Below are 23,329 nucleotides of genomic sequence, written 5' to 3'. Positions count from 1 at the left end.
TGCGCTTCTGCCGGACCTCCCACCATGCGCAACCCCCTCACCGGCCCTTTGGGCCCCCCTCTCCCCAGAGGGGAGAGGGGTGAGTCGGCCGAAAACGGTTGCTTTGGCGGGAACGGGGAGGACGGCTTGCGTTCGGGCGTCGGTTCGGGCGTCATGAGTCGTCATATCGGAAGGGGGCTGGCAGAGATCAAACTCCCCATCCGCTCCGCCTGTTCCACCGCTCCATCCCCACACCCGCCATGCCGCGCCGCATTCCTTCGCTGATGCTGTCCGCCCTGCTGATGGCGAACACCGCCGGGCCGCCGGAGCTGCGCGTCGCCGCGGTGACCGACGGCGCCACGCTGCTGCTGGAGGACGGGCGCAGCCTGCGTCTGGCCGGCATCGAGCCCGCCGCACCGCCCATGGGAGCGGAGCCGGGCGACCACTGGCCGCTGGCCGAAGCGGCGCGGCAGGCGCTGACGGAACTGGCCGTCGGGCAGCGCCTGACGGTGCGGGGGGAGGCGCGGACCGACCGGCACGGGCGCCTGCTGGCCCAGCTGGTGCGCGGCGACGGGCTGTGGCTCCAGGGGGAGCTGCTGGCGCGCGGCCTCGCCCGCGTGCACACCCGGCCCGACGCCCGCGCCCTGGCCCGCGAGATGCTGGCGGCGGAGGCCGGCGCGCGGGCGGCCGAGCGCGGCATCTGGCGGACCCGCGCCTACGCCTTGCGTGCCGCCGACCCGGAGGCGCTGCGCCGGGACCGCGACAGCTTCCAGATTGTCGAGGGGCGGGTGCTGCGGGTGAGCAAGGCGGGCGGCGACGCCTATCTGGATTTCGGCGAGGACTGGCGGACCGACGTCACGGTGCACATCGGGCGGGCCGCCTTCCCGGCCTTCGTCGCCGCCGGCATCGACCCGCTGTCCTACGAGGGGCGGGTCGTCCGGGTGCGCGGCTGGGTGGGCCTGCGCGCCGGCCCGCTGATCGAGGCGACCCACCCCGAACAGATCGAGCGGCTGGACGGTCCCGGCCCATCCGCCCCCACGGCGTCGCGCGCCGCAGTCCCGCCGCCGGAGCGTCCCGCCGACGAGGACGGGGAGTGAGCCGGTGGCGGAGGCCGGGCCGGCGCCCTACACTCGCCTGTGGACCGGCGTCGGGAATGATTGGGCCGGATTCCCTGGATCGGCTACTCTGTGGGCCGGACGACCCGGCCCGGACTGACAGGACCTCTTCATGCCCCGCAGCGAGCTTTTCCCGCCCATCGACCCCTACCAGACCGGCTTCCTGCCCGTGGACGACATCCACACGCTCTATTGGGAGCAGTCAGGCAACCCGCGCGGCGTGCCGGTGCTGTTCCTGCACGGGGGGCCGGGGGCGGGCGCCTCGCCGACGCACCGGCGCTTCTTCGATCCCGGCCATTACCGCATCGTCGTGATGGACCAGCGCGGGGCGGGCCGCTCCATTCCGCTGGGCGAGGTGCGCCGCAACACGACCGAGCTGCTGGTGGAGGACGCCGAACGGCTGCGCCGCCATCTGGGAATCGAGCGCTGGCTGCTGTTCGGCGGAAGCTGGGGATCGACGCTGGCGCTGGCCTACGGGCAGACCCATCCGGAACGCTGCCTGGGGCTGATCCTGCGCGGCATCTTCCTGATGCGGAAGACGGAGATCGACTGGTTCCTCCACTCCATGCGCACGATCTTCCCGGAGGCCTGGGCCACCTTCGCCGGCCACATCCCGCAGGAGGAGCGCGGCGACCTGCTGGAAGCCTATTGGCGGCGGCTCAACGCGCCCGACGCCGCGACCCGCATGGCGGCGGCGCGGGTGTGGAGCCTGTACGAGGGCTCCTGCTCCTCGCTGCTGCCCTCGCCGGAGCTGATCGCGACGAGCGCGGAGGATACCCACGCGCTGGGCCTCGCCCGCATCGAGGCGCACTACTTCCGCTCCAACCGCTTCACTCCGGAGGACAAGCTGCTGCGCGACGTGCATCGCATCCGGCACCTGCCGGGGGCGATCGTCCAGGGCCGCTACGACATCGTCTGCCCCATCGCCAGCGCTGACGAGCTGCGCCGCGCCTGGCCGGAGGCCGATTACCGCGTGGTGCCCGACGCCGGCCATTCCGCCATGGAGCCGGGCATCCGCGCCGCCCTGGTCCAGGCGACGGAGCGGTTCAAGGAGTACCGGTAGGGGGAGAGTGGTTTCACTGCGCGACCACCCACCCCTCCCGCGTTCGCTCCCCCTTGCGTTGTGGCGTGGCCGCGCGTATAACCCTGCGCTCCAACGGGCGGCGAGGCCGGGTCCGAGACCCAGGGCATGCCCAACCGTCAGTCGGGAACATCCAACGCAAGGATCGAAAATGCCCAAGCTGAAGACGAAGAGCGGCGCCAAGAAGCGCTTCAAGGTGACCGCGTCCGGTAAGGTGCGCGCCCAGGCGGCCTTCAAGCGCCACTGCCTGGAGCAGAAGAGCCCGAATATGAAGCGCAATGCGCGCGGCATGATGACCCTGGCCGAGCCGGACCAGAAGATCGTGCTGAAGAACTGGCTGCGCAACGCTTGATATCGTAAGGGAATCTGAACCATGGCTCGTGTTAAGCGCGGCGTCACCACGCACGCCCGTCACCGTAAGATCCTCAAGCTCGCCAAGGGCTACCGGGGTCGCAATTCCAAGAACTTCCGCATCGCGATCGAGAAGGTCGAAAAGGCCCTTCAATACGCGTACCGCGATCGCCGCAACAAGAAGCGCGATTTCCGCGGCCTGTGGATTCAGCGCATCAACGCCGGTGTGCGCCAGTACGGCCTGACCTACTCGCGCTTCATCAACGGCATCAAGCTGGCCGGCATCGAGATCGACCGCAAGGTCCTGTCGGATCTGGCCGCCCGTGAGCCGGAGGCCTTCAAGGCCATCGTCGATCAGGCCCAGGCCGCTCTCGCCTCCAAGGCCGCCGCCTAAAGGGTTCGCCGCGAAAGCGGAAACCCCGGTCCGGCGCCGGACATGAAAGAAGGGAGCCGTGCCTCTGGGCCGGCTCCCTTTTTCTTTACGCTCGCACTTCCTTATGGCTCGCGGGAAATGACATGCTCGATGCGCTGAAAGACGAACTCCTGTCGCAGGTCAACGCCGCCGGCGACCTCGCGGCCCTCGAAGAGGTGCGGGTCACCGCGCTCGGCAAGAAGGGGCGCATCACCGGCTTCATGAAGGAGCTGGGCGGCCTGTCGCCCGACGAACGGCGCGAGCGCGGCCAGCAGCTCAACGCGCTGAAGGACGAGATCGCCGCCGCCATCGACAGCCGCAAGGCCGACCTCGCCCGCGCCCATCTTGAGGCCCGCCTCCAGGCCGAGCGCATCGACGTCACCCTGCCGGTCCGTCCGGAGACCGAAGGGCGCATCCACCCGATCAGCCAGACCATCGACGAGATGGTGGCGATCTTCGCCGAGATGGGCTTCAGCGTCGCCGAGGGGCCGGACGTCGAGGACGACTTCCACAACTTCACCGCCCTGAACTTCCCGCCGGGCCACCCCGCCCGCGACATGCACGACACCTTCTATCTCCCGGACGCGGGGGACAAGAAGATGCTGCTGCGCACCCACACCAGCCCGGTGCAGGTCCGCACCATGCTGAACAAGAAGCCGCCGATCCGCATCATCGCGCCGGGCCGCACCTACCGGTCCGACTACGACATGACCCACACCCCGATGTTCCACCAGATCGAGGGGCTGGTCATCGACGAGGCGACCCACATGGGGCACCTGAAGGGCTGCCTGATCGAGTTCTGCCGCGCCTTCTTCGACGTGGACGACCTGCCGCTGCGCTTCCGCCCCAGCTTCTTCCCCTTCACCGAACCGTCGGCGGAGGTGGACATCGGCTGCTCCCGCAAGGGCGGCGAGCTGAAGCTCGGCAATTACGGCGACTGGCTGGAGATCCTGGGCTGCGGCATGGTGCACCCCAACGTGCTGGAAGCCTGCGGCATCGACAGCACCAGGTACCAGGGCTTCGCCTTCGGCATGGGGATCGAGCGCGTGGCGATGCTGAAATACGGCATCCCCGACCTGCGCACCTTCTTCGAAGCCGACCTCCGCTGGCTGAAGCATTACGGCTTCGTGCCGCTCGACGTTCCCAGCATGGCCCAGGGCCTGACGCGCTAAAGGAGCCGGACCCATGAAGTTCACGCTGTCCTGGCTGAAGGACCATCTGGAGACCGACGCCACGCTCGACCAGATCGTGGAGAAGCTGACCGCCCTCGGCCTGGAGGTCGAAGGGGTGGAGGACCGCTCCAAGGAGCTGAAGCCCTTCCGCGTCGCCCACGTCGTCTCCGCCGAGAAGCACCCGGACGCCGACAAGCTGCGCGTCCTGGTCGTCGACACCGGCACCGAAAAGCTCCAGGTCGTCTGCGGCGCGCCCAACGCGCGGGCCGGCCTGAAGGGCGTCTTCGCGCCGGAGGGGGCCTATATCCCCGGCTCCGACATCACGCTGAAGAAGGGCGTCATCCGCGGCGTCGAGTCGAACGGCATGATGTGCTCCGAGCGCGAGCTGAAGCTGTCGGAGGAGCATAACGGCATCATCGAGCTGCCCGAGGACGCGCCGGTCGGCGTCGCCTACGCCGAGTATGCGGGGTTGGGCGATCCGGTCATCGATATCAGCCTGACGCCGGACCGCGCCGATTGCGCCGGGGTGCGCGGCATCGCCCGCGACCTCGCCGCCGCCGGTCTGGGCCGGCTGAGGCCACTGGCCGCGGAGCCGGTCAAGGGCGCCTTCGCCAGCCCGTTCGGCGTGACCATCGAGGCGCCGGACGCCTGCCCGATGTATGTCGGCCGCTATTTCCGCGGCGTGAAGAACGGCCCGTCGCCGAAGTGGCTGCACGACAAGCTGGTCGCCATCGGCCTGCGCCCGATCTCGGCGCTGGTGGACATCACCAACTTCATCACCTTCGACCTGTCGCGCCCGCTGCACGCCTTCGACGCCGACAAGGTGAAGGGCGGCATCGTCGTGCGCATGGCCCGCGAGGGCGAGACGCTGGCGGCGCTGAACGGCAAGGAATACCCGCTCGACCCGAGCATGACGGTCATCGCCGATCATGAGCGGGCCGAGGCGCTGGGCGGCATCATCGGCGGCGAGGCGTCGGGCTGCACCGAGACGACGGTCAACGTCTTCCTTGAGGCGGCGATCTTCGACACCGTGCGCACGGCGCAGACGGGCCGCAAGCTGGGCATCGAGTCGGACGCCCGCTACCGGCTGGAGCGCGGCGTCGATCCGGCGGCGGTCGTGTCGGGGATGGAGCGGGCCACCCGCCTGATCCTGGAGATCTGCGGCGGCGAGGCCTCCGACCTCGTGATCGCCGGCGAGGAGCCGCAGTGGCGCCGCACCCTGACGCTGCGTCCGGGCCGCGTCGCCGCGCTGGGCGGCGTCGAGGTGCCGCGCGACGAGCAGACCCGAATCCTGATCGATCTGGGCTGCGAGATCGTCGGCGAGGACGCCACCGGGGAATCTGGCGGCACCCTGCGCGTCGTTCCCCCCTCCTGGCGCGCCGACATCCACGGCGAGGCCGATCTGGTGGAGGAGGTGCTGCGCATCCACGGCTTCGACGCCATCCCGGCGACCCCGCTGCCGCGCGACAGCGTTCTGACCCGCCCGGCCCTGACCACCAAACAGCGCCGCGTCGGGCTGACCAAGCGCACGCTGGCCGTCCGCGGCCTGTCCGAAGCCGTCACCTGGTCCTTCATGGCCGGTCCGGTGGCCGCGCTGTTCGGCGGGGTTGGCGAGGGGCTGACGCTGGTCAACCCGATCAGCGCCGACCTCGACGTGATGCGCCCGTCGATCCTGGGCAACCTGATCCAGGCCGCCGGGCGCAACGCCGACCGCGGTTACGCCGACGTCGGCCTGTTCGAGGTCGGCCCGGCCTTCCGCAAGCCGTCACCGGACGGGCAGGACATCGTGGCCGCCGGCATCCGCGCCGGCAACGCGGTGCCGCGCCACTGGGCGGAGAAGGCCCGCGGCGTCGATGCCTATGACGCCAAGGCCGACGCGATGGCCGTGCTGGAGGCCGCCGGCGCGCCGGTGACCAACCTGCAGGTCACCACCGACGCGCCGGGCTGGTACCATCCCGGCCGCTCGGGCGTGCTGCGCCTCGGCCCGACGGTGATGGCCCGCTTCGGCGAGATCCACCCGACCGTGCTGGGCACGCTGGGCGTCAAGGGGCCGGTGGTCGGCTTCGAGGTCTTCCTGGACGCCATCCCGCTGCCCAAGAAGAAGGGCGGCACGGCGCGTCCGCTGGTCCAGCTCTCGCCCTTCCAGCCGCTGGAGCGCGACTTCGCCTTCGTCGTCGGCAAGGACGTGGAGGCCGACAAGCTGATCCGCGCCGCCAAGGGCGCCGACAAGGCGCTGGTCAGGGACGTCACCGTCTTCGACGTCTACCAGGGCGCGAACCTGGAAGAGGGCAAGAAGTCCGTCGCGCTGTCCGTCACGCTCCAGCCGACCGAGCGGACCCTGACCGAGCCGGAGATCGAGGCCATCGGCCAGAAGATCGTCGCCGCGGTCGCCAAGGCGACGGGCGGCAGTTTGCGCAGCTGACGTTTACGCTCCTGAAGCAGGCGCATCCAAAGGCTGCGGACCCGGAAAAGGGTTCAATTTAGTGAGACAAAGATTGGGCCTCCGCCGCAAGGCGGGGGCCCATTGTTTTTCCATGTCCGAATGGAACGGCTCCCGATGTGGACAGTTCAAAGGATTGTTCCGGAGTCGACACGTCTGGATTCGCAGAGGACGGTGTGGTCCGTTGTTTGGACCGCGTTTCGGTGTCGCATCCGGACGTGCCTCATATGCGCTTTTTCAGAGTTGAAGAGAGTTTGTCCATCAGATAAAGCGAATGAACATAAGTTTGCAAATCACGCGTTCGTATTGTCTCGATGCTGCGCATCGCTGCCTATAAATTTCAGAAATGGAATGTTTTCTTTCCGCGATACATGGCAGGCATTCCCAAAAATTCGTTAGACTGATATTTCGATTTTTTTAATATTTTTTGTTCTTTTTTGAATTGGTCATGTTGGAAACGGTGCGGGGTGTCCTGATCCCGCCGCCCTCAGCCCTGGTGAAAAATCCGATGGTGAGCTTAACGAACGACAACGCCAAAACCGCTTCTGTTCTCGCCATGACGGGGGATGCCGGTGGCGGTTCAGGGGATGGCGGTCCGGTGGATGGCGGTGGTGCGTTGCGCCGTGAAGACGGCGATGGCGGGGCGCCGGACGAGGCCAGCCGGTTGGTCATCGTGGTGGACGACGACCGGTCGATCGTGGAAGGGCTGGCGCTGCTTCTGGAAGCCTGGGGCTACGACGTGCTGACCGCCCTGTCGCTGAGCGAACTGGCGCAGCGGCTGCCGCAGGCGCCCGGCCGTCCGGGGCTGGTCCTGGCCGATCATTTCCTACCGGCCGGCGGTACGGGCGCCCAGGCGGTGGAGATGGTGCGCGCCCATGTCGGCGGTCCGGTGCCCGCTCTGATCCTGACCGGCGACACGATGCCGGAGCGTCAGGCCGAAGCCGCCGCCATGGGCTGCCGGCTGCTGCACAAGCCGGTGCAGATCGGTCCGCTGAAGGACATGGTGGACGCGCTGATGAGCGGCGCCGGCTGACCGCCTCCGCGCCTTCCGGCCTGCGCCGCAGTCATTCCCGGCGCAGGCTGCCGGAAACCGCCAGGAAGGCGTCGACGACCACCGGATCGAACCGGCTGCCGGACAGGCGCCGGATTTCCCCCACCGCCACATCATGGTCCAGCGCCTTGCGGTAAGGGCGGTCGCGGGTCATGGCGTCGAAGCTGTCGGCCACCGCGACGATGCGGGCGCTCAACGGGATGGCGTCGCCGCGCAGATGGTCGGGATAGCCGGTGCCGTCCCAATTCTCATGATGCGACCGGGCGATCTCCGCCCCCAGATGCAGATGCGTCCGTCCCTCGGACCGCTGGCTGGCGCGGTCCAGCAGATCCCAGCCCGTGATGGTGTGGGCCTGCATGACGGCCCGCTCCTCGGGGGTCAGTGGACCGGTCTTGCCGAGAATGGCGGGGTCCAGCGTGGCGTTGCCGACGTCGTGGAGGATGGCGGCCAGCCCGACCGACTCCAGGAACACCGTGTCGAGGATGGCGGGATGGTGCCCGTCCTCGGCCAGCCGGCGGGCGATGCGGTCGGTCACCATGGCGATGCGCGGACCGGTTTCGGCCTCCGCGCTCGGATGACCGGCGCGTTCCGCCAGGTCGGCCATGGCAATGACCGTGTGCTCCTGGCTGCGCCGCAACTGCTCGTAGAGGTGCAGATTGTCGAAGCCGACGGAGATCTTGCGGCAGAACACCTCGATCAGGTTGCGGTCGAGGTCCGACAGCGGCCGGTCGGAACTCAGATAGACCACGTTCTCCCGGTCGTTCGGCGTGCGGATGTAGAGCGTGCAATGGTCGGCGGCGTAGCGGTTGCTGCGCGACTCCAGGCAGCGCTTCACCTCCGCCAGCACGGCGGGCTCGACATGGTTGGCCGCCGGCTCGTCGATCAGCGTCTCGAACCGGCCGGAACCGGCCAGGACATACAGCCCGTCCGCCGCGCCGCTGATGACCGGGCCGCGCTGCACGCACAGGATGGCGTCCGGCCCGACGCCGAGGATGCCCGACAGCTGCGTCAGCACGCCGGCGGCGAACAGCTTCATCGAGCGCGCCTGGAACAGCGACGACGACGCCTCGATGATCTTCTCCAGCCCGCGCCGGTTCATCTCGATCGCCATGATGTCCTCGTAGGAGCGCAGGGCGGCGACCGTGGTGGTGAACAGCTGCTGGGCGGTGAGCTGCGTCTTGGCCTTGTAGTCGTTGATGTCGTAGTCGAGGATCACCGCGCGCTCCGGCGCCTGGCCGGGCTGGCCGGTGCGCAGGATGATGCGGACGTGGCGGTTCTTCAGCTCCTCGCGGATGTGGTGGACGAGCTGCAGCCCGGCGTCGTCGGTTTCCATCACCACGTCCAGCAGGATGATGGCGATGTCCTCCTCCCGCTCCAGGATCGTCCGCGCCTCCGCGGCGGAATAGGCGGAGATGAACTGGGCGGAGCGGCCCTTGTAGGAGAAATCGGCCAGGACGAGCTTGGTGATGGAGTGCACCTCCGGCTCGTCGTCCACGATCATCATCTTCCACCGGTTCCCGGTGGCCGGCGACCCGGAATCGCCGTTGCCGTCGCCGTCCTGGTCGTCCAGAAAGAGGAACTCGTCGTCGGAGTCGGTCATGGGCAAAGCCTGGGGCGGAGCGGGCGGGAGTAACAAAGATTAACATGGCATGGCCGCGCACGCCTACCGCCACGATCGATGCATTTTCGACGAAAAATCTCGATAATTCGCATTGAGCGCAGGGACTGTTTCGCTTGGTGGAAAGCGGCGTGGGGATCAGAAGGTTTCCAGCTCGATCACCCAGCAGTCCATGGAGCGCTGCGCCAGCGCGCCGCAGACGTTGTCCACCTGGGTCCGGGTGAAGGGTCCGACGCCCATCTGGTAGATGGTGCGGGCGCCGCGGAAGACCGGCCAGACCATCGGCGGCAGGTCGCGGTAGGCCGTTCCGGGTCCGTAGGTGAACTCCTGCCAGGCGCGCAGCCCCTCGGCGTGGCTGACATATTCGCCGAGCCGCGCGGCGAACAGCGCCCCCGGCTCGATCGGCGGCATGCCGGGCAGCGGGTAGGGGGCGACCACCCCGATCAGCCCCTCCGCCGTGGCGACCGCCCGCGTCCGGCCGGGCATGCCCAGCGTCACCCGCCCGTTCGCGGAATCGATCAGGCTGACCACGTCGCCCTTGCGCAGGGTGAAGCTCCGCCGCTTCTTGTTGTCGAGGATCTCCGTCGCCTTGATGGCGTCCGCCGCGACGACATAGCCCTGGGCCGGCACCTGGGCGGCGATTTCCCAGGCGCTGCGCGGCACCACGGCGGCGCTGCGGTGGATGACCGGCGGCTTGCCGGTCGAGGGGGGCGCCCCACCGGCGTTGGCCCCGGCGGCGGTGGCACCCATGGCGGCGGTGATGGAGCGCGACACCATCAACGCCGGGTCCAGCGAGTCGGAGGGCACGTAGCCGATGGGCTGGCCGCCGATGGCGACCTCCGTCCAGCTGGTGCCGCGCGGCGTGCCCAGCGCGTTCAGCGCCTTGCCGCGCGGCAGGGTCTGGATGATCCGGGCGTCGGCGTTGGGACCGATGCGCACCTCGATGTCGCGGTTCAGGACCACCTCGCCGGTCAGCGGCGCGCCGATGGCGACGGGGCTCTGCGCCAGGGCAGCGTCCGGGGCGAACCACATCGTCGCCGTGGCCAGGATCAGCCGCAGCGCCAGGGCGCGGAAGGCGGTGGTGGAACGCGTGCGCACGGCGGTTGGCCCCCATGGAGGAGGGGCCATTTTGCATCGGTCCGGCCCGCCGGGGCAACCCGGCGCGTGCGCGCCGGTGCGGATGTCACGGAACGGCAATGCCGGTCAGCCCGCCCGCTGCCCGTCCGCCCCGCTCCCCGCCCACCAGATCGTGGATGGCCTCGGCCAGCAGGCGGACCGGCTTGGCGGCCATGCCGGGGGCGCGGTGCAGCGCGATGTCGATGTCCGGCAGGTCGGGGAAGCCGTCGGCGGCGGTCAGCCGGCGCAGGCTGGGCGGGACGGTGCATTTCTCCATGGCGGTGACGCCCAGCCCGCCCAGCACGGCGCCGTGCACCGCCACGACGCTCTTGCTGATGAAGGCGACGCGCCAGCCGCGCCCAATACCCTCCAGCGCCGCCACGGCGAGGTCGCGCACCACGCAGCCCTTGGGGAACAGGGCCAGCGGCAGCGGGTCCTCGCGCTCGATGGGTGTGGCGTCGGGCGCCGGAGAGCGTGGCGGGGCGACCCAGGCCACCGGCTCCCGCCGGACCAACTCGCCGCTGCGGCTGTCGGGGTGGCGGGTGACCAAGGCGAGGTCGTAGCGGCCCTTGTCGATCTCCGCCACCAGATCGGGGCTGTTGTCGCAGATCACCTCGACCGGCACGTCGGGATAGGCGGCGGCGAAGCGGGCCAGCACGCCGGGCAGCAGCATGGTGGCGTAATCGTCCGGCGTGCCGATGCGCACGCTGGCCAGCGTGGCGGGCCGGCGCATCAGGGCCAGCGCCTCGTCGTTCAGGGTCAGCATCCGCCGGGCGTAGGTCAGCAGAAGCTCGCCCTGCTCGGTCAGGTGGACGCTCTTGGTGTCGCGCTGGAAGACGCGGGTGCCCACCACCTCCTCAAGCCGGCGGACCTGCTGGCTGACGGCGGCCTGGGTGCGGCCCAGCGTGTCGCCGGCACGGGTGAAGCTGCGCGCGTCGGCGACGGCGACGAAGGCGCGCAGAAGGTCGGTGTCGAGGTTGGCCGGCATGGTCACGCATTCAAACAGAGGGGGCGCGCGGGTTCAACGCGCGAAAGGACCATCACGATCTGTGATGATCCTCATAAAGCCTATTCGTTTCCAAGATTTTTCCTGCGGGCGCAGGGTGCCCTCCAATCTTGGGAGGACGGAGCGATGGGCGTGTTCGACGCGATGACGACGGTGGTTCTGGCGGCCGGACGGCTGGACCGCGAGAAGGAGTGCCGCCCGGTGGCGGTGGCAGTGCCGACGCCGTGGCGCTTCCGGCTGCCGCGGATGCCGGCTCTGCCTGTGCTGCTGCTGACGATTCTGGTGGTGTGAGCGCTGGGTCAGGTGGCGGGCGCGCCGTCGGCGGGCTTGTCCGCCGGGGCCTCGGCGGCCGGCGTAGGCTCGGGAGCCGGCGTTGCTGGCGGGGTGAGGCGGATGGGCGCCGGCCCGCCGCTGTCGGGAGCCGAGGCCGCCGGAGCTTCCGCCGGTGCTTCCACGGGGGCCTCCGCGGGGGGCGGGGCGGGAAGCTCCTTCGCCTCGATTGTCTCGGCGGGCTTGGCGTCCTTCGGGGCGTCCTTCGCCACGTCCTTCAGGGCGGGAGCGGGCTCCGGGTCCGTCGAATAGTCGGCGACGATGCGGGCTTGGTTGCCGGCGATGACCAGAACCTTCTGCCCGATCTCGATGGGCTTCTCTTCCCGCTGGGTGACCGACAGAAGCTCGCCGTCCGGCTTGCGGACGATGTATTCCCAGCCCGTGGTGTCGCCGGTCACATGCTCGATCGAGGTGCCGATCAGCCCGCCGATGGCCGTGCCGCCGACCGCGCCCAGCGCCGCGTTGATGCCGAAGGTGCCGGACTGCGAGCCCAGCACGCCGCCCGCAGCCCCGCCGGTGACGGCGCCGACGGTGCCGCTGGTGCTGATCTTGACCTGACGGAACCCGATGACGACCGCCCGCTCCACCTTGTTCGCCTGCTGGGTCGCGGTGGCGGCGTAGGTGTTGGGCGAGTAGTTCGGGGTGCAGCCTGCAAGGATGCCGACGACGATCGCGGCGGCGGGCAGGCCGAACATGATAGTGCGCGTCACGGGACATCATCCGTTTGGAAGCCTGATCGCGGTGATAGGCGATTCCGCGCGGGGAGTCATTCGACTTTTTGTGGGCTCTGGGCTGCTGATCCGCCGCGCCGGGCGGACAAAAAGAAAGCGGGCCTCGTCAGACCCGCCTTCCGTCATGCCGCCGCGAGGCCGCCGCTTATTCGTCGCCCATCTTGAGGGCGGCGATGAAGGCGCTCTGCGGGATTTCGACCTGCCCGAACTGGCGCATGCGCTTCTTGCCTTCCTTCTGCTTGTCCAGCAGCTTGCGCTTGCGGCTGATGTCGCCGCCGTAGCACTTGGCCGTCACGTCCTTGCGCAGCGCGCCGATGCTCTCGCGGGCGATGATCTTGCCGCCGATGGCCGCCTGCACGGCGATCTTGAAGAGCTGGCGCGGGATCAGCTCCTTCAGCCGCTCGCAGAGCTGGCGGCCGCGCCGCTCCGACTGGGAGCGGTGGACGATCATCGACAGGGCGTCCACCGGCTCGGCGTTCACCAGGATCGACATCTTCACGAGGTCGCCTTCCTCGTAGCTGTCCATCTGGTAGTCGAAGCTGGCGTAGCCGCGGCTGATCGACTTCAGCCGGTCGTAGAAGTCGAAGACCACCTCGTTCAGCGGCAGCCGGTAGACCAGCATGGCGCGGGCGCCGGCGTAGGTCAGCTCGATCTGCTGGCCGCGCCGCTCGGTGCAGAGCTGGAGGATGCCGCCCAGATACTCGTCGGGCAGCATGATGGTGGCCTTGATCCACGGCTCGTCGATGCGGTCGATCTTCATCACGTCCGGCATGTCCGCCGGGTTGTGCAGATCCATCACCGTGCCGTCGGTCATGTGCAGCTTGTAGACCACCGACGGCGCCGTGGTGATCAGGTCCAGGTTGAACTCGCGCTCCAGCCGCTCCTGGATGATCTCCAGATGCAGCAGGCCGAGGAAGCCGCAGCGGAAGCCGAAGCCCAGCGCCGCCGACGTTTCGGCCTCGTAATGGAAGCTGGAGTCGTTCAGCTTCAGCTTGCCCAGGCTGTCGCGCAGCCGCTCGAAATCGGCGGCGTCGACCGGGAACAGGCCGCACCACACCACGGGGATGGAGGGCTTGAAGCCGGCCAGCGGCTCCGCCGCCGGGCGGCGGTCCTCGGTGATGGTGTCGCCGACCTTGGTCAGCGTGATGTCCTTGATGGCGGCGGTGATGAAGCCCATCTCGCCCGGCCCCAGCTCGCCGGTCAGCAGCGCCTTCGGGGTGAAGACGCCGACGCGGTCCACCTCGTGCGCGCTGCCGGCGGCCATGAAGCGGACCTTCTGGTTCACCTTCAGCCGCCCGTCCACCACGCGCACCAGGATGACCACGCCGAGATACGGGTCGTACCAGCTGTCGACCAGCAGGGCCTTCAACTCGCCGTCGGCGTTGCCCTTGGGCGCGGGCAGGCGCTGCACCACGGCTTCCAGCACGGCGTCGATGTTCAGGCCGGTCTTGGCCGAGATCTCCACGGCGTCGGTGGCGTCCAGGCCGATCACGTCCTCGATCTGCTGCTTCACGCGGTCGGGCTCCGCCGCCGGCAGGTCGATCTTGTTGAGGACCGGGATGATCTCGTGGTTGTTGTCGATCGCCTGATAGACGTTGGCGAGCGTCTGCGCCTCAACGCCTTGGCTCGCGTCCACCACCAGGATCGAGCCCTCGCAGGCGGCGAGGCTGCGGCTGACCTCGTAGGCGAAATCGACGTGGCCCGGCGTATCCATCAGGTTCAGCGTGTACTGCTGCCCGTCCTTGGCCTTGTAGAGCAGGCGGACGGTCTGCGCCTTGATGGTGATGCCGCGCTCGCGCTCGATGTCCATGCTGTCGAGCACCTGTTCGCGCATCTCGCGCGAATCGAGGCCGCCGCACTGCTGGATCAGCCGGTCGGCAAGGGTCGACTTGCCGTGGTCGATGTGCGCGATGATCGAGAAATTGCGGATGTGCGAAAGGTCAGTCATCGGTGCCCGGAGCCCTGGTTTGGGGCGGAACATAGGGCGGACGGACGATGCGCGCAATGGCGGCGTGGACAGGCCCTAAGGAAAGGCCCCATCCCCGTTCCACTCCTTTCGCGGGAAACGCGGGGGGCGGCCCCGCGCTCCTTTACGCCACCAGAACCGGCGCCACCGCTCGGTAAAGCTCCATGTACTCCTCCGCCGGACCATGCCAGCCGAAGTCGCGGGTCATCGCGTGCTGCTGCATGGCGTGCCAGCGCTCCGGCTTGCGGTAGAGGGTGGCGGCGCGGCGCAGCGCCCAGGTCAGCTCCTGGACGTTGGCGTTGACGAACTGGAAGCCGGTCGCGCTGCCGTCGTTCACCGCCGCCGGGTTGGCGTCCACGATGGTGTCGGCGAGGCCCCCGGTGCGGCGGACCAGCGGCAGGGTGCCGTACTTAAGCGCGTACATCTGTGTCAGGCCGCAGGGCTCCGACCGCGAGGGCACCAGGAACAGGTCGGCGCCGGCCTGGATGCGGTGGGACAGCGCCTCGTCATAGCCGATGCGCACGCCGACCGACTTCGGGTACCAAGTGGCGAGGTGGCGGAAGCCGGCCTCCAGCGCCGGTTCGCCGCTGCCCAGAACGGCGAGCTGGCCACCCCAGGCGATCCACTGCGACGCCGCCTCCAGCACCAGGTCCAGCCCCTTATGGCCGGTCAGGCGGCTGACCACCGCGGCCAGCGGGGCGTCCGCCCGGCGGTCCAGACCGAAGGTCGCCTGGAGGTCGGCCTTGCACAGGTCCTTGCCGCCGAGGTCCGCGGCGCCGTAGCGGGCGGCGATGTGCGGGTCGGCGGCGGGGTCCCAGATTTCATAGTCTACGCCGTTGAGGATGCCGGTCAGCGCCTCGGCCCGCGTGGCGAGCAGCCCTTCCAGGCCCGCGCCGTGCTCCGCCGTCTGGATCTCGTGGGCGTAGGTCGGGCTGACCGTGGTCAGGCGGTCGGAGTAGAAGCAGCCGGCCTTGAGGAAGCCGACGCCGCCGTAATACTCCACCCCGTCGATCCGGAAGGCGGCCGACGGCAGGCCGAGGTCGCTCATCATCCAGGCGCCGAACAGGCCCTGGTAGGCGATGTTGTGGATCGTCGTCACCGTGCCCGGCCGGAACGGCCCGGCGAAGCGGTCGGGGCGCAACTCCAGATAGGCCGGGATCAGGCCGGTCTGCCAGTCGTGCCCATGCAGCACGTCGGGACGCCACCAGGGATCGAGGCCGTCCTCCGCCGCGAAGCCCGCCGCGCACCAGGACAGGGCGGCGAAGCGTTCCGCGTTGTCGGGCCAGTCCTTGCCGTCCGGCCCCAGATAGGGGTTGCCGGGGCGGTCGTAGAGCGTCGGCGCGTCCAGAACATAGGCCAGCACCCCGTCCGGCATCCGTCCGATCCGCAGCGTCGCCGGGGCGCCGCCGGGCAGATCAGTCAGGGGCTTGCCGACCGGCTGCAGGTCGGTCAGCCCGTTCAGCACCGCCGGATAGCCGGGCAGCAGCAGGCGGACCTCGGCTCCGGCGCGGTTCAGGGCGGGGGGCAGGGCGGCGGAAACGTCGGCCAGCCCGCCGGTCTTCACCAGGGGATAGCATTCCGGCGTGACGAACAGGACGCGCATGGAGGCGGGGTCTTTCGGTTTCTTCTTGGTCTTGCTCACCAACCCCTCGCCCCAGGGGGGCGAAGGGGGATGGGAAGGGTCAGTCCTTGGGCAGGCGGTCGATCATGTCCTGGGTGATCAGGCAGACGCCGCCCTCGCTGCGGTGGAAGCGCTTGGCGTCCAGTTCCGGGTCTTCGCCGACGACCAACCCCTCGGGGATCACCACGCCGCGGTCGATCACCACCTTGGTCAGACGGCAATGGCGGCCGATGTCGACGTCCGGCAGCACCACCGCCTGATGCAGCTCGCTGAAGGAGTTGACGCGCACCTCGCTGAACAGCAGCGAGTTCTTCACCAGCGAGCCGGAAACGATGCAGCCGCCCGACACCAGGCTGTCCACCGCCATGCCGCGCCGGTTCTCGTCGTCGAAGACGAATTTCGCCGGGGGCAGCTGCTCCTGGTAGGTGAAGATCGGCCACTCGCGGTCGTACATGTTGAGCTGCGGCGTCACGTGGCAGAGGTCGAGGTTGGCCTCCCAGTAAGCGTCGATGGTGCCGACGTCGCGCCAGTAGGGCTCGGACTCATGGCCGTTCAGGATCACCGAGTCGGCGAAGTCGTGGGCCATCACCCGCGCCCCGCTCGTCACCAGATGGGGGATGATGTCCTTGCCGAAGTCGCGGGACGAGCCCGGCTCGTTGAAGTCGCGCTCCAGCTGGTCGTAGAGGAACTGCGCGTTGAAGACGTAGATGCCCATGCTGGCCAGCGACTTGTCCGGGTTGCCCGGCATCGGCGGCGGGTCGGCGGGCTTCTCGACGAAGTCGATGACACGCTGCGTCTCGTCCACATGCATCACGCCGAAGCCGGTGGCCTGGGCGCGCGGCACCTGGATGCAGGGGATCGTCACGTCGGCCTTCTTGGCGATGTGATCGAGCAGCAGCGCGCCGTAATCCATCTTGTAGATGTGGTCGCCGGCCAGGATCAGGATGTATTCCGGCTCGTGGTCGCGCAGGATGTCCAGATTCTGGTACACCGCGTCGGCGGTGCCCTGGTACCAGGCGGTCTCGCTGATGCGCTGCTGCGCCGGCAGCAGGTCGCAGAACTCGTTCATCTCGCCGCGGAAGAAGTTCCAGCCGCGCTGCAGGTGGCGCAGCAGGCTGTGCGACTTGTACTGCGTCAGCACGCCGATGCGGCGGAAGCCCGAGTTGATGCAGTTCGACAGCGCGAAGTCGATGATCCGGAACTTGCCCCCGAAATAGGTGGCGGGCTTGGCGCGACGGTCGGTCAGCTGCTTCAGCCGGCTGCCCCGGCCACCGGCCAGGACGAGGGCCACAGCGCGGCGCGGCGCCAGCCGCAGATCCCGTTTGTCGAGCATTTGTCTCCCCTTTCGGTTCTCTTTTTTGCCGTCGGCCATCCGGAAGCGTCCGGCGGAGACGCCTGGGCGGGGGCCGCTTGTCCGCGGTCCCGCCAGTCCCGCCGGTAGAGAGCGTGACCGTGCCACATTTCACCGGGGCGGGCCAATAGGCCGAGGGGAACAGGCCGGAAATAGGGGGTCTGCCCAAGGGTTGTGCGGAATTCGGACGCAGTTTTGTGCACAAGAAACAGGCAAGCGCGCGGGAAACGGGCGTGCGGAGCCTGAGGGGACGGCAACCGGTCCACAATCCACGGGCGAATCCCGCCAGAATGCGGGGCATCGACAGAGGCAACATTCTGCTCAATTTCTGAGCATTCAAGGTCCGCGACTCGGGGCCTATGCTGCTTTGCGGTCATCCGAAAGGCCGCAACCACCGCGATTCCTAGCCCTTTTGGGTTGGCACGCTTCTTGAAGACAAATCGGCCTACACGGCCCCTTTCCGCCGCCCCGTCTGTACCGGGGACGGGGCGAACCGGGCCAGAAGCATTCGAATAAAGAGGAGCCTCGATGAGCCGTCTCTTCACTCTCGCCGCGCCGATGATGGCGGCGATTCTGGGCTTGGCCGGTCTGCCTGCCGCCGCCCTGGCCCAGGATGCGGCCGCCGCGGCCGAGCCCACCCTGAGCAGCGGCGACACGGCTTGGATGCTGGTCGCCACCGCGCTGGTCCTGTTCATGACCATCCCCGGTCTGGCCCTGTTCTACGGCGGCATGGTCCGCAAGATGAACGTGCTGTCGGTCGTGATGCAGAGCTTCGCGATCTGCTGCCTGGTCAGCATCCTGTGGTTCTTCGCCGGTTACAGCATCGCCTTCACCGAAGGCACCCCGTATTTCGGCAGCCTGTCCAAGTTCATGCTGGCCGGGATCACCAAGGACAGCCTGTCGGGCGTCATTCCCGAGACGATCTTCGTCGTCTTCCAGATGACCTTCGCCATCATCACGCCGGCCCTGATCACCGGCGCCTTCGCCGACCGCATGAAGTTCTCCTCGATGCTGGTCTTCACGGGCCTGTGGTCGCTGATCGTCTACGCGCCGATCACCCACTGGGTCTGGGGTCCGGGCGGTTATCTGATGGGTGACGGCGTGCTCGACTACGCCGGCGGCACCGTCGTGCACATCAACGCGGGTGTGGCCGGTCTGGTCGCCGCCATCGTGCTGGGCAAGCGCAAGGGCTACCCGAACGAGAACTTCGCTCCGCACAACCTGGTGCTCAGCCTGATCGGCGCCTCGATGCTGTGGGTTGGCTGGTTCGGCTTCAACGCGGGTTCCGCCGTGGCCGCCGACGGCCGTGCGGGCATGGCCATGCTGGTCACGCAGATCGCCGCCGCCACCGCCGCCATGTCCTGGCTGCTGGTCGAGTGGGCCACCAAGGGCAAGCCCTCGGTGCTCGGCATCATCTCCGGCGCCATCGCCGGCCTGGTCGCCATCACCCCGGCCTCGGGCTTCGTCGGTCCGACCGGCGCCCTGGTCATCGGTCTGGCCGCCGGCGTGATCTGCTACTGGGGCGCCACCGGCCTGAAGCGCGCCCTCGGCTATGACGACTCGCTGGACGCCTTCGGCGTGCACGGCGTGGGCGGCATCGTCGGCGCCATCCTGACCGGCGTCTTCGCCCAGGAAGCCATCGGCGGCACCGCCGGCGCCCTGGAAGGCAACGTCGGCCAGATCTGGACGCAGGTCTACGGCATCCTCGCCACCGTCGTCTACTCGGCGGTGGGTTCCTTCATCATCCTGAAGGTCATCGACGTGGTGATGGGCCTGCGCGTCGACGAGGACGTCGAGCGCGACGGCCTGGACCTCGCCCTGCACGGCGAGACCATCCACTAAGCACCCTTTGCAGCCTGGTTGTTTCCTCCATGAACTTCCGCCGCCGGGGCCTCCCGGCGGCGGATTTTTCATGTCGGAGCCCTGACGTCAGAACCCGTGAAGCGCTCAGCGGCGCAGATACATCTTGCCCACGCCGTTCAGCGCCGTGAACAGCTGCGCGAACTGCGCCAGGAAGGCGTCCCAGGCCAGCGGGCCGGCCTTCTCCGCCACCGCCTGATGGATGGCGCCCAGGCTGGTCCGCCCGTCCACCCGCGCCAGGATCGGCCCGGCCAGACGGGGCAGGGGCATGGGGACGACCGCGCCCATCAGCTCGGCCTCCAGCACGCCGCCGGGGGGCAGGCCCTTGGCCACCGCGGCACCGTCGAGGTCGCGCAGCACCGGCACCACCTCCGGCCCGTCCGGGCGGGCGACCGCGCCCTCCGCGTCCTCGGGACGGACGAGATAGGCGATGTGCTTGGTCATGCTGCCGGTGACCTGCTCGGCCCAGGCGGCGCGCTCCAGCCGGGACAGCCCGTCCAGCCGCTTCAGCACGCGGGGGTCCTTTACCCAGACGGCGGGGTCGTAGCGGTGGGGGTCCACCAGCGCGGCGATGGCCAGCCCGCCCGCCGCGGCCAGCTCCGCCAGCTCCGGCACGGTGAAGGGCCGGTCGCAGGAATGCAGCAACAGGTCGTAGAGGTCGGCGTCGGCCTGTTTGTGGTCGTTGATGAAGGGGTTGCGCAGCAGCCAGTTGGACGTCGGCAGGCGCTCGATCAGCCGGCGGGCCAGCGCCACCCGCTCCTTCGGCGGCAGGTCCGCCGTGATGGTGCGCAGCGCCGCCTGCATGGGATAGACGCCGGTGCGCCCATACGGCGCGTAGACCATCAGCCCGATCCCGCCGCCCGGCTTCAGCGCCCCGGCCAGCGAGCGGACGCCCGCCGCCGGCTCGTCCAGATGGTGCAGCACGCCGCAGCAGTCGATGTAGTCGAACGGCTCCCCTTCCTCCAACAGACCGCCGAGGTCGAGGAGGGAGCCGCGGCGGAAGTCGATGTTGCTCAACCCGCGCGCCCTGGCCCGCGCCTCGGCGATGTCCCGCGCGGCGTCGGAGAGGTCGAGATAGGTGACGCGCCCCGGATTGCCGGCGTCGGCCATCTGCTGGGCGATCATGATCGTCCCGTCGCCGGTCCCGCCGCCGGCCACCAGCACCCTGAGGGGCTTGGCGTGGTCGATGCGCCCGCCGAAGACGTTGTGGTTCACCTCGTCCAGATGGCTGGGCGATCCGGTGATCAGGCGCTTTTTCTCGTCGGCGGGGTTGCGCGCGGGATAGGGGAAGGCTTCGTACTGGGCGCGCAGGGTGTCGATGCTCATGGATCGGGCAACCGGTCAGGTGGACGGGTGCCGGACCATAGCATCATCGCGGGGGAGGGTGGGGGAGTTGGGGAGTGGTTGCGCCGGCCCCCACCCAACCCTCCGGCCTTACCCCGCCGCAGCCTCCGCCGGGCGGACCACGCCGACCTCCAGGCCGTTGCGGTTGGTCACCGGCTGGTTGATGAGCTGGCCCGCCCGCCTCCATTGCTCGTCCGACAGGACCTTGGTGGCGCGGATCAGGGCGGCCAGGGCGACCTCGCGGGCGCGCGGGGTGCCGTCGTCGATCTTCAGGGCGATGCCCAGGCCCTGCTTGGGCAGGACGGCGCAGCCCACGCCCTCGGCCCCGCCCTTGACCAGCACCAGCCCGCCCGCCGCCTGCATCATGCCGGTGTCGAAGCTGTCCTTGCCGGCGATCAGGTGCGGGTGCGACCGCCAGGCGCGGCGGATGCGGGCCACCGCCTCGGCGCGGGAGTCGGGGAGATCCTTGGGGTCGCCGATGCGGGCCATGGCGTAGGCGATGGCGCCCAGCGGGATGCCGATGGTCGGGATGGCGCAGCCGTCGACACCCCAGGGGGCCTGGGACAGGTCCTGGCCGGTCATCTGCTCCATCACGCCGAGGATGCGCTGCTGCACCGGGTGGTCGAAGCGGACGTAGCCCTTGGTCGGCTCGCCCCTGTGCAGGGCGGTGGTCAGGAAGCCGGCGTGCTTGCCGGAGCAGTTGTTGTGGAAGGCGGTCGGCGTCTCGCCGTGGCGGATCATCTCGTGGGCGGTCTCGGTGTCGGTCGGCAGATGCGCCCCGCACTCGTAATCGCCCACGGTCAGGCCGATGCGCTTGATCCAAGCCTCCGCGATGCGGGTGTGGCGGATCTCCCCATGGTGGGAGGAGCAGGCCAGCGCCAGCTCCTGGTCGCCCAACTCGTAGGCGTCCAGCGCGCCCGTCTCGACCAGCGGGATCGCCTGGATGGCCTTGATGGCGGAGCGCGGGTAGACCGGCGCCTGGATGTCGCCCCACTGGGCCAGCACACGACCGTCGGAATCGACGATGCAGGCGCGCCCGCGATGGACGGATTCCACCATGCCACCACGCGTCACCTCGACGAGGATCGGCGCCTCCGGCGGTCCGGAGAGGTCGGCGTGCCCCTCGGCGGGGGTGTGATGGTCGGCGTGGCCGTGGTGGTCACCGTGGCCGCCGCAGCAGGAGGAATGGTCGTGGCTCATGGGTGGAGAGCTTGCCTCTCTCCGGGGCGCGAGGCAAGGTGTCGCACCGTCGGACCCGCCGGATCACGGCCGATTCGCGCTATGCGCGGGCCGAAACTACGAGTGATTGTGCAGCCATGCGTGGATATTTCGCCATCGGGGTGGAGCGGATCAGCAAGCCGGGCAATGTCGGCAACCTGATGCGCTCCGCCCATGCCTTCGGCGCCTCCTTCTTCTTCGCCATCGACCCGGAGCCCGACCTGCACGAGGCGCACATCGTGGACACGTCCGGCGCGTCGGAGCATCTGCCGCTCTATGTCTACGACCGGGTGGCCGATCTGGCCCTGCCCAAGGATTGCCAGCTCGTCGGGGTGGAGTTGACCGAGGACGCGGTGGAGCTGCCCAGCTTCCGCCACCCGACCCGCGCCGCCTATGTGCTGGGGCCGGAGCGCGGCAGCCTGTCCGAACCGCTGCTGGAGCGCTGCGACTTCACCGTGAAGATCCCGATGAAGTTCTGCATCAACGTCGGGGTGGCCGGCGCCCTGGTGATGTACGACCGGATGATCAGCCTGGGCCGCTTCGCCGAACGCCCGGTGCGCGTCGGCGGCCCGACCGAGCCGCTGCGCGATCACCAGCACGGCCGCCAGATCATGCGCAACCCGGAACGCCGCCGCCGCATGCGCGGCATCCAGAAGCCGGTGATCGTCCGCGACGACGAGTGATCCGGAACGAGGCTTCACAGTCCAGGAACCGCCACGCCGCGAAGGAGACGTTCTATGTCCGACCCGCTCTACGACGACCGCTTCTACGACATCCAGGAGGAAGGGTCGCTCCGCTCCGCGCGGGTCATCGCGCCGCTGGTGCTGGGCTGGGTGGGGGCGGACTCGGTCCTCGACGTCGGGTGCGGGGTCGCCACCTTCCTCAGGGCCTTTGCGGAGACGGGGATCGCGGACATCCAGGGGGTGGACGGCGACTATGTGCGCCGCGACCGTTTGCGCATCGATCCGTCCCGCTTCCGCGCCCACGACCTGTCGCAGCCCTTCGATCTGGGGCGGCGGTTCGGCCTCGTCCTGTCGCTGGAGGTGGCCGAGCATCTGCCGGAAGAGCGTGCTGAAGGCTTCGTCGACGATCTCTGCCGCCATGGCGACGTGGTGCTGTTCGGGGCCGCCATCCCCGGCCAGGGGGGCAAGGGCCACATCAACGAGCAGTGGCAGAGCCATTGGGCCGGGAAGTTCCTGTCCCGCGGCTACGAGGCGTTCGACATCCTGCGGCCAATCCTGTGGGCCGATCCGTCCGTCGAATTCTGGTACCGCCAGAACACGGTGATCTTCGCCAGTCCGGATGGCATCGCCGCCAACCCGGGTCTGGCCGCCATGCGGGGGCGAGGGCTGCCGCTGTCCTGCATGGGGCTCGTCCATCCGGAACTGCTGGCCCTCCACGCCCGTCAGGCGGCCCGGTCGAAGCGGGTGGTGGAGGTCTTCAACCAGATGGCCGCGCAGGGCGGCAGCTATCGCTTCGACAAGGGGGCGGACGGGTCGGTGAACATCGTGCGCATCGACTGATGCGATTGACGATCGCTTCCATCACGTTGCACCCGTGAAATCCG

General features: G+C 69.0%; 20 protein-coding genes. 11 read left to right on the top strand and 9 right to left on the bottom strand.

Annotated features, from left to right (window positions below; translation table 11 throughout):
* Positions 1–239: 239 nt before the first annotated feature.
* The 7 genes from JJL56_RS07650 (at position 240) to JJL56_RS07620 (ending at position 7,583) form a co-directional block, all read left to right on the top strand.
* Positions 240–1,076 (top strand): thermonuclease family protein, encoded by an 837-nt coding sequence (locus JJL56_RS07650; protein WP_247890971.1) that lies wholly within the window; start codon positions 240–242, stop codon positions 1,074–1,076.
* A 130-nt stretch (positions 1,077–1,206) separates the two neighbouring features.
* Positions 1,207–2,157, top strand: coding sequence for a prolyl aminopeptidase (gene pip, locus JJL56_RS07645; RefSeq protein WP_200484808.1), 951 nt, complete (start codon positions 1,207–1,209; stop codon positions 2,155–2,157).
* 169 nt (positions 2,158–2,326) lie between these two features.
* Positions 2,327–2,527, top strand: coding sequence for a 50S ribosomal protein L35 (rpmI, locus tag JJL56_RS07640; protein WP_014238730.1), 201 nt, complete (start codon positions 2,327–2,329; stop codon positions 2,525–2,527).
* A 21-nt stretch (positions 2,528–2,548) separates the two neighbouring features.
* Positions 2,549–2,920: a 50S ribosomal protein L20 gene (rplT, locus tag JJL56_RS07635; RefSeq protein WP_014238729.1), complete on the top strand. Its 372-nt coding sequence runs from the start codon at positions 2,549–2,551 to the stop codon at positions 2,918–2,920.
* A 122-nt stretch (positions 2,921–3,042) separates the two neighbouring features.
* Entirely contained in the window at positions 3,043–4,110 is a 1,068-nt protein-coding gene (gene pheS / locus JJL56_RS07630; RefSeq protein ID WP_145623027.1) for a phenylalanine--tRNA ligase subunit alpha, read from the top strand.
* Between the two features lie 13 nt (positions 4,111–4,123).
* Entirely contained in the window at positions 4,124–6,532 is a 2,409-nt protein-coding gene (pheT, locus tag JJL56_RS07625) for a phenylalanine--tRNA ligase subunit beta (protein WP_200484807.1), read from the top strand.
* A gap of 526 nt (positions 6,533–7,058) precedes the next feature.
* On the top strand, positions 7,059–7,583 hold the full coding sequence (locus JJL56_RS07620; protein ID WP_247889236.1) for a response regulator: 525 nt from the start codon (positions 7,059–7,061) through the stop codon (positions 7,581–7,583).
* Between the two features lie 31 nt (positions 7,584–7,614).
* Here JJL56_RS07620 and JJL56_RS07615 read toward each other — a convergent pair whose 3' ends face one another.
* The 3 genes from JJL56_RS07615 to JJL56_RS07605 all read right to left on the bottom strand — a co-directional run bounded on the left by JJL56_RS07615 (position 7,615) and on the right by JJL56_RS07605 (position 11,323).
* Entirely contained in the window at positions 7,615–9,201 is a 1,587-nt protein-coding gene (locus tag JJL56_RS07615; RefSeq protein WP_200484806.1) for a DUF3369 domain-containing protein, read from the bottom strand.
* 156 nt (positions 9,202–9,357) lie between these two features.
* Complete coding sequence (locus JJL56_RS07610) at positions 9,358–10,317, bottom strand: SH3 domain-containing protein (protein WP_200484804.1); 960 nt, start codon at positions 10,315–10,317, stop codon at positions 9,358–9,360.
* 85 nt (positions 10,318–10,402) lie between these two features.
* The gene (locus tag JJL56_RS07605; protein ID WP_200484802.1) at positions 10,403–11,323 is read right to left on the bottom strand and encodes a LysR substrate-binding domain-containing protein; all 921 of its coding nucleotides are present in this window, start codon (positions 11,321–11,323) and stop codon (positions 10,403–10,405) included.
* A gap of 144 nt (positions 11,324–11,467) precedes the next feature.
* Here JJL56_RS07605 and JJL56_RS07600 point away from each other — a divergent pair, with 144 nt between their 5' ends.
* Complete coding sequence (locus JJL56_RS07600) at positions 11,468–11,632, top strand: hypothetical protein (RefSeq protein WP_200484800.1); 165 nt, start codon at positions 11,468–11,470, stop codon at positions 11,630–11,632.
* Positions 11,633–11,640: 8 nt separating this feature from the next.
* Here JJL56_RS07600 and JJL56_RS07595 read toward each other — a convergent pair whose 3' ends face one another.
* From JJL56_RS07595 to glgC, 4 genes are all read right to left on the bottom strand, one after another.
* Entirely contained in the window at positions 11,641–12,381 is a 741-nt protein-coding gene (locus tag JJL56_RS07595; RefSeq protein ID WP_247891001.1) for an outer membrane lipoprotein, read from the bottom strand.
* 166 nt (positions 12,382–12,547) lie between these two features.
* A complete protein-coding gene (gene lepA / locus JJL56_RS07590) occupies positions 12,548–14,350 on the bottom strand; it encodes a translation elongation factor 4 (protein WP_145675786.1) in 1,803 nt (600 codons plus the stop codon).
* A gap of 142 nt (positions 14,351–14,492) precedes the next feature.
* Positions 14,493–15,971, bottom strand: coding sequence for a glycogen synthase GlgA (gene glgA, locus JJL56_RS07585; RefSeq protein ID WP_200484975.1), 1,479 nt, complete (start codon positions 15,969–15,971; stop codon positions 14,493–14,495).
* 79 nt (positions 15,972–16,050) lie between these two features.
* The gene (gene glgC, locus JJL56_RS07580; RefSeq protein ID WP_145623018.1) at positions 16,051–17,322 is read right to left on the bottom strand and encodes a glucose-1-phosphate adenylyltransferase; all 1,272 of its coding nucleotides are present in this window, start codon (positions 17,320–17,322) and stop codon (positions 16,051–16,053) included.
* A gap of 546 nt (positions 17,323–17,868) precedes the next feature.
* Between glgC and JJL56_RS07575 the strand changes: the two genes are divergently transcribed.
* Positions 17,869–19,182, top strand: coding sequence for an ammonium transporter (locus JJL56_RS07575; protein WP_200484798.1), 1,314 nt, complete (start codon positions 17,869–17,871; stop codon positions 19,180–19,182).
* A 105-nt stretch (positions 19,183–19,287) separates the two neighbouring features.
* On the opposite strand, the gene JJL56_RS07570 is transcribed toward JJL56_RS07575, so the two are convergent.
* Together JJL56_RS07570 and JJL56_RS07565 are read right to left on the bottom strand one after the other, a co-directional pair.
* Positions 19,288–20,526 (bottom strand): class I SAM-dependent methyltransferase, encoded by a 1,239-nt coding sequence (locus tag JJL56_RS07570; protein WP_200484796.1) that lies wholly within the window; start codon positions 20,524–20,526, stop codon positions 19,288–19,290.
* A 108-nt stretch (positions 20,527–20,634) separates the two neighbouring features.
* Complete coding sequence (locus JJL56_RS07565; protein ID WP_145623015.1) at positions 20,635–21,744, bottom strand: asparaginase; 1,110 nt, start codon at positions 21,742–21,744, stop codon at positions 20,635–20,637.
* Between the two features lie 116 nt (positions 21,745–21,860).
* On the opposite strand from JJL56_RS07565, the gene JJL56_RS07560 reads away from it, so the two are divergent.
* A complete protein-coding gene (locus tag JJL56_RS07560) occupies positions 21,861–22,445 on the top strand; it encodes an RNA methyltransferase (RefSeq protein WP_145623014.1) in 585 nt (194 codons plus the stop codon).
* Between the two features lie 54 nt (positions 22,446–22,499).
* Positions 22,500–23,285 carry a class I SAM-dependent methyltransferase gene (locus JJL56_RS07555; RefSeq protein ID WP_200484795.1) on the top strand — a complete coding sequence of 262 codons (786 nt, stop codon included), beginning with the start codon at positions 22,500–22,502 and terminating at the stop codon, positions 23,283–23,285.
* Positions 23,286–23,329 lie beyond the last annotated feature (44 nt).

It is taken from the genome of Azospirillum aestuarii (assembly GCF_016632405.1).
Taxonomy (GTDB): domain Bacteria; phylum Pseudomonadota; class Alphaproteobacteria; order Azospirillales; family Azospirillaceae; genus Azospirillum; species Azospirillum aestuarii.
The sequence above is the reverse complement of the archived record's forward strand: the minus strand, read 5'-3'. Positions and strand labels throughout refer to the sequence as shown.

What these genes read in the sequence shown, in the direction of transcription:
- lepA (WP_145675786.1), bottom strand. Translation starts at nt 14,350, where the DNA reads ATGACTGACCTTTCGCACATCCGCAATTTCTCGATCATCGCGCACATC.
- JJL56_RS07615 (WP_200484806.1), bottom strand. Translation starts at nt 9,201, where the DNA reads ATGACCGACTCCGACGACGAGTTCCTCTTTCTGGACGACCAGGACGGC.
- JJL56_RS07565 (WP_145623015.1), bottom strand. Translation starts at nt 21,744, where the DNA reads ATGAGCCACGACCATTCCTCCTGCTGCGGCGGCCACGGTGACCACCAC.
- glgC (WP_145623018.1), bottom strand. Translation starts at nt 17,322, where the DNA reads ATGCTCGACAAACGGGATCTGCGGCTGGCGCCGCGCCGCGCTGTGGCC.
- JJL56_RS07650 (WP_247890971.1), top strand. Translation starts at nt 240, where the DNA reads ATGCCGCGCCGCATTCCTTCGCTGATGCTGTCCGCCCTGCTGATGGCG.
- JJL56_RS07560 (WP_145623014.1), top strand. Translation starts at nt 21,861, where the DNA reads ATGCGTGGATATTTCGCCATCGGGGTGGAGCGGATCAGCAAGCCGGGC.
- rpmI (WP_014238730.1), top strand. Translation starts at nt 2,327, where the DNA reads ATGCCCAAGCTGAAGACGAAGAGCGGCGCCAAGAAGCGCTTCAAGGTG.
- JJL56_RS07600 (WP_200484800.1), top strand. Translation starts at nt 11,468, where the DNA reads ATGGGCGTGTTCGACGCGATGACGACGGTGGTTCTGGCGGCCGGACGG.
- pip (WP_200484808.1), top strand. Translation starts at nt 1,207, where the DNA reads ATGCCCCGCAGCGAGCTTTTCCCGCCCATCGACCCCTACCAGACCGGC.
- JJL56_RS07620 (WP_247889236.1), top strand. Translation starts at nt 7,059, where the DNA reads ATGGTGAGCTTAACGAACGACAACGCCAAAACCGCTTCTGTTCTCGCC.
- rplT (WP_014238729.1), top strand. Translation starts at nt 2,549, where the DNA reads ATGGCTCGTGTTAAGCGCGGCGTCACCACGCACGCCCGTCACCGTAAG.
- JJL56_RS07575 (WP_200484798.1), top strand. Translation starts at nt 17,869, where the DNA reads ATGAGCCGTCTCTTCACTCTCGCCGCGCCGATGATGGCGGCGATTCTG.
- pheS (WP_145623027.1), top strand. Translation starts at nt 3,043, where the DNA reads ATGCTCGATGCGCTGAAAGACGAACTCCTGTCGCAGGTCAACGCCGCC.
- JJL56_RS07570 (WP_200484796.1), bottom strand. Translation starts at nt 20,526, where the DNA reads ATGAGCATCGACACCCTGCGCGCCCAGTACGAAGCCTTCCCCTATCCC.
- JJL56_RS07555 (WP_200484795.1), top strand. Translation starts at nt 22,500, where the DNA reads ATGTCCGACCCGCTCTACGACGACCGCTTCTACGACATCCAGGAGGAA.
- glgA (WP_200484975.1), bottom strand. Translation starts at nt 15,971, where the DNA reads ATGCGCGTCCTGTTCGTCACGCCGGAATGCTATCCCCTGGTGAAGACC.
- JJL56_RS07605 (WP_200484802.1), bottom strand. Translation starts at nt 11,323, where the DNA reads ATGCCGGCCAACCTCGACACCGACCTTCTGCGCGCCTTCGTCGCCGTC.
- pheT (WP_200484807.1), top strand. Translation starts at nt 4,124, where the DNA reads ATGAAGTTCACGCTGTCCTGGCTGAAGGACCATCTGGAGACCGACGCC.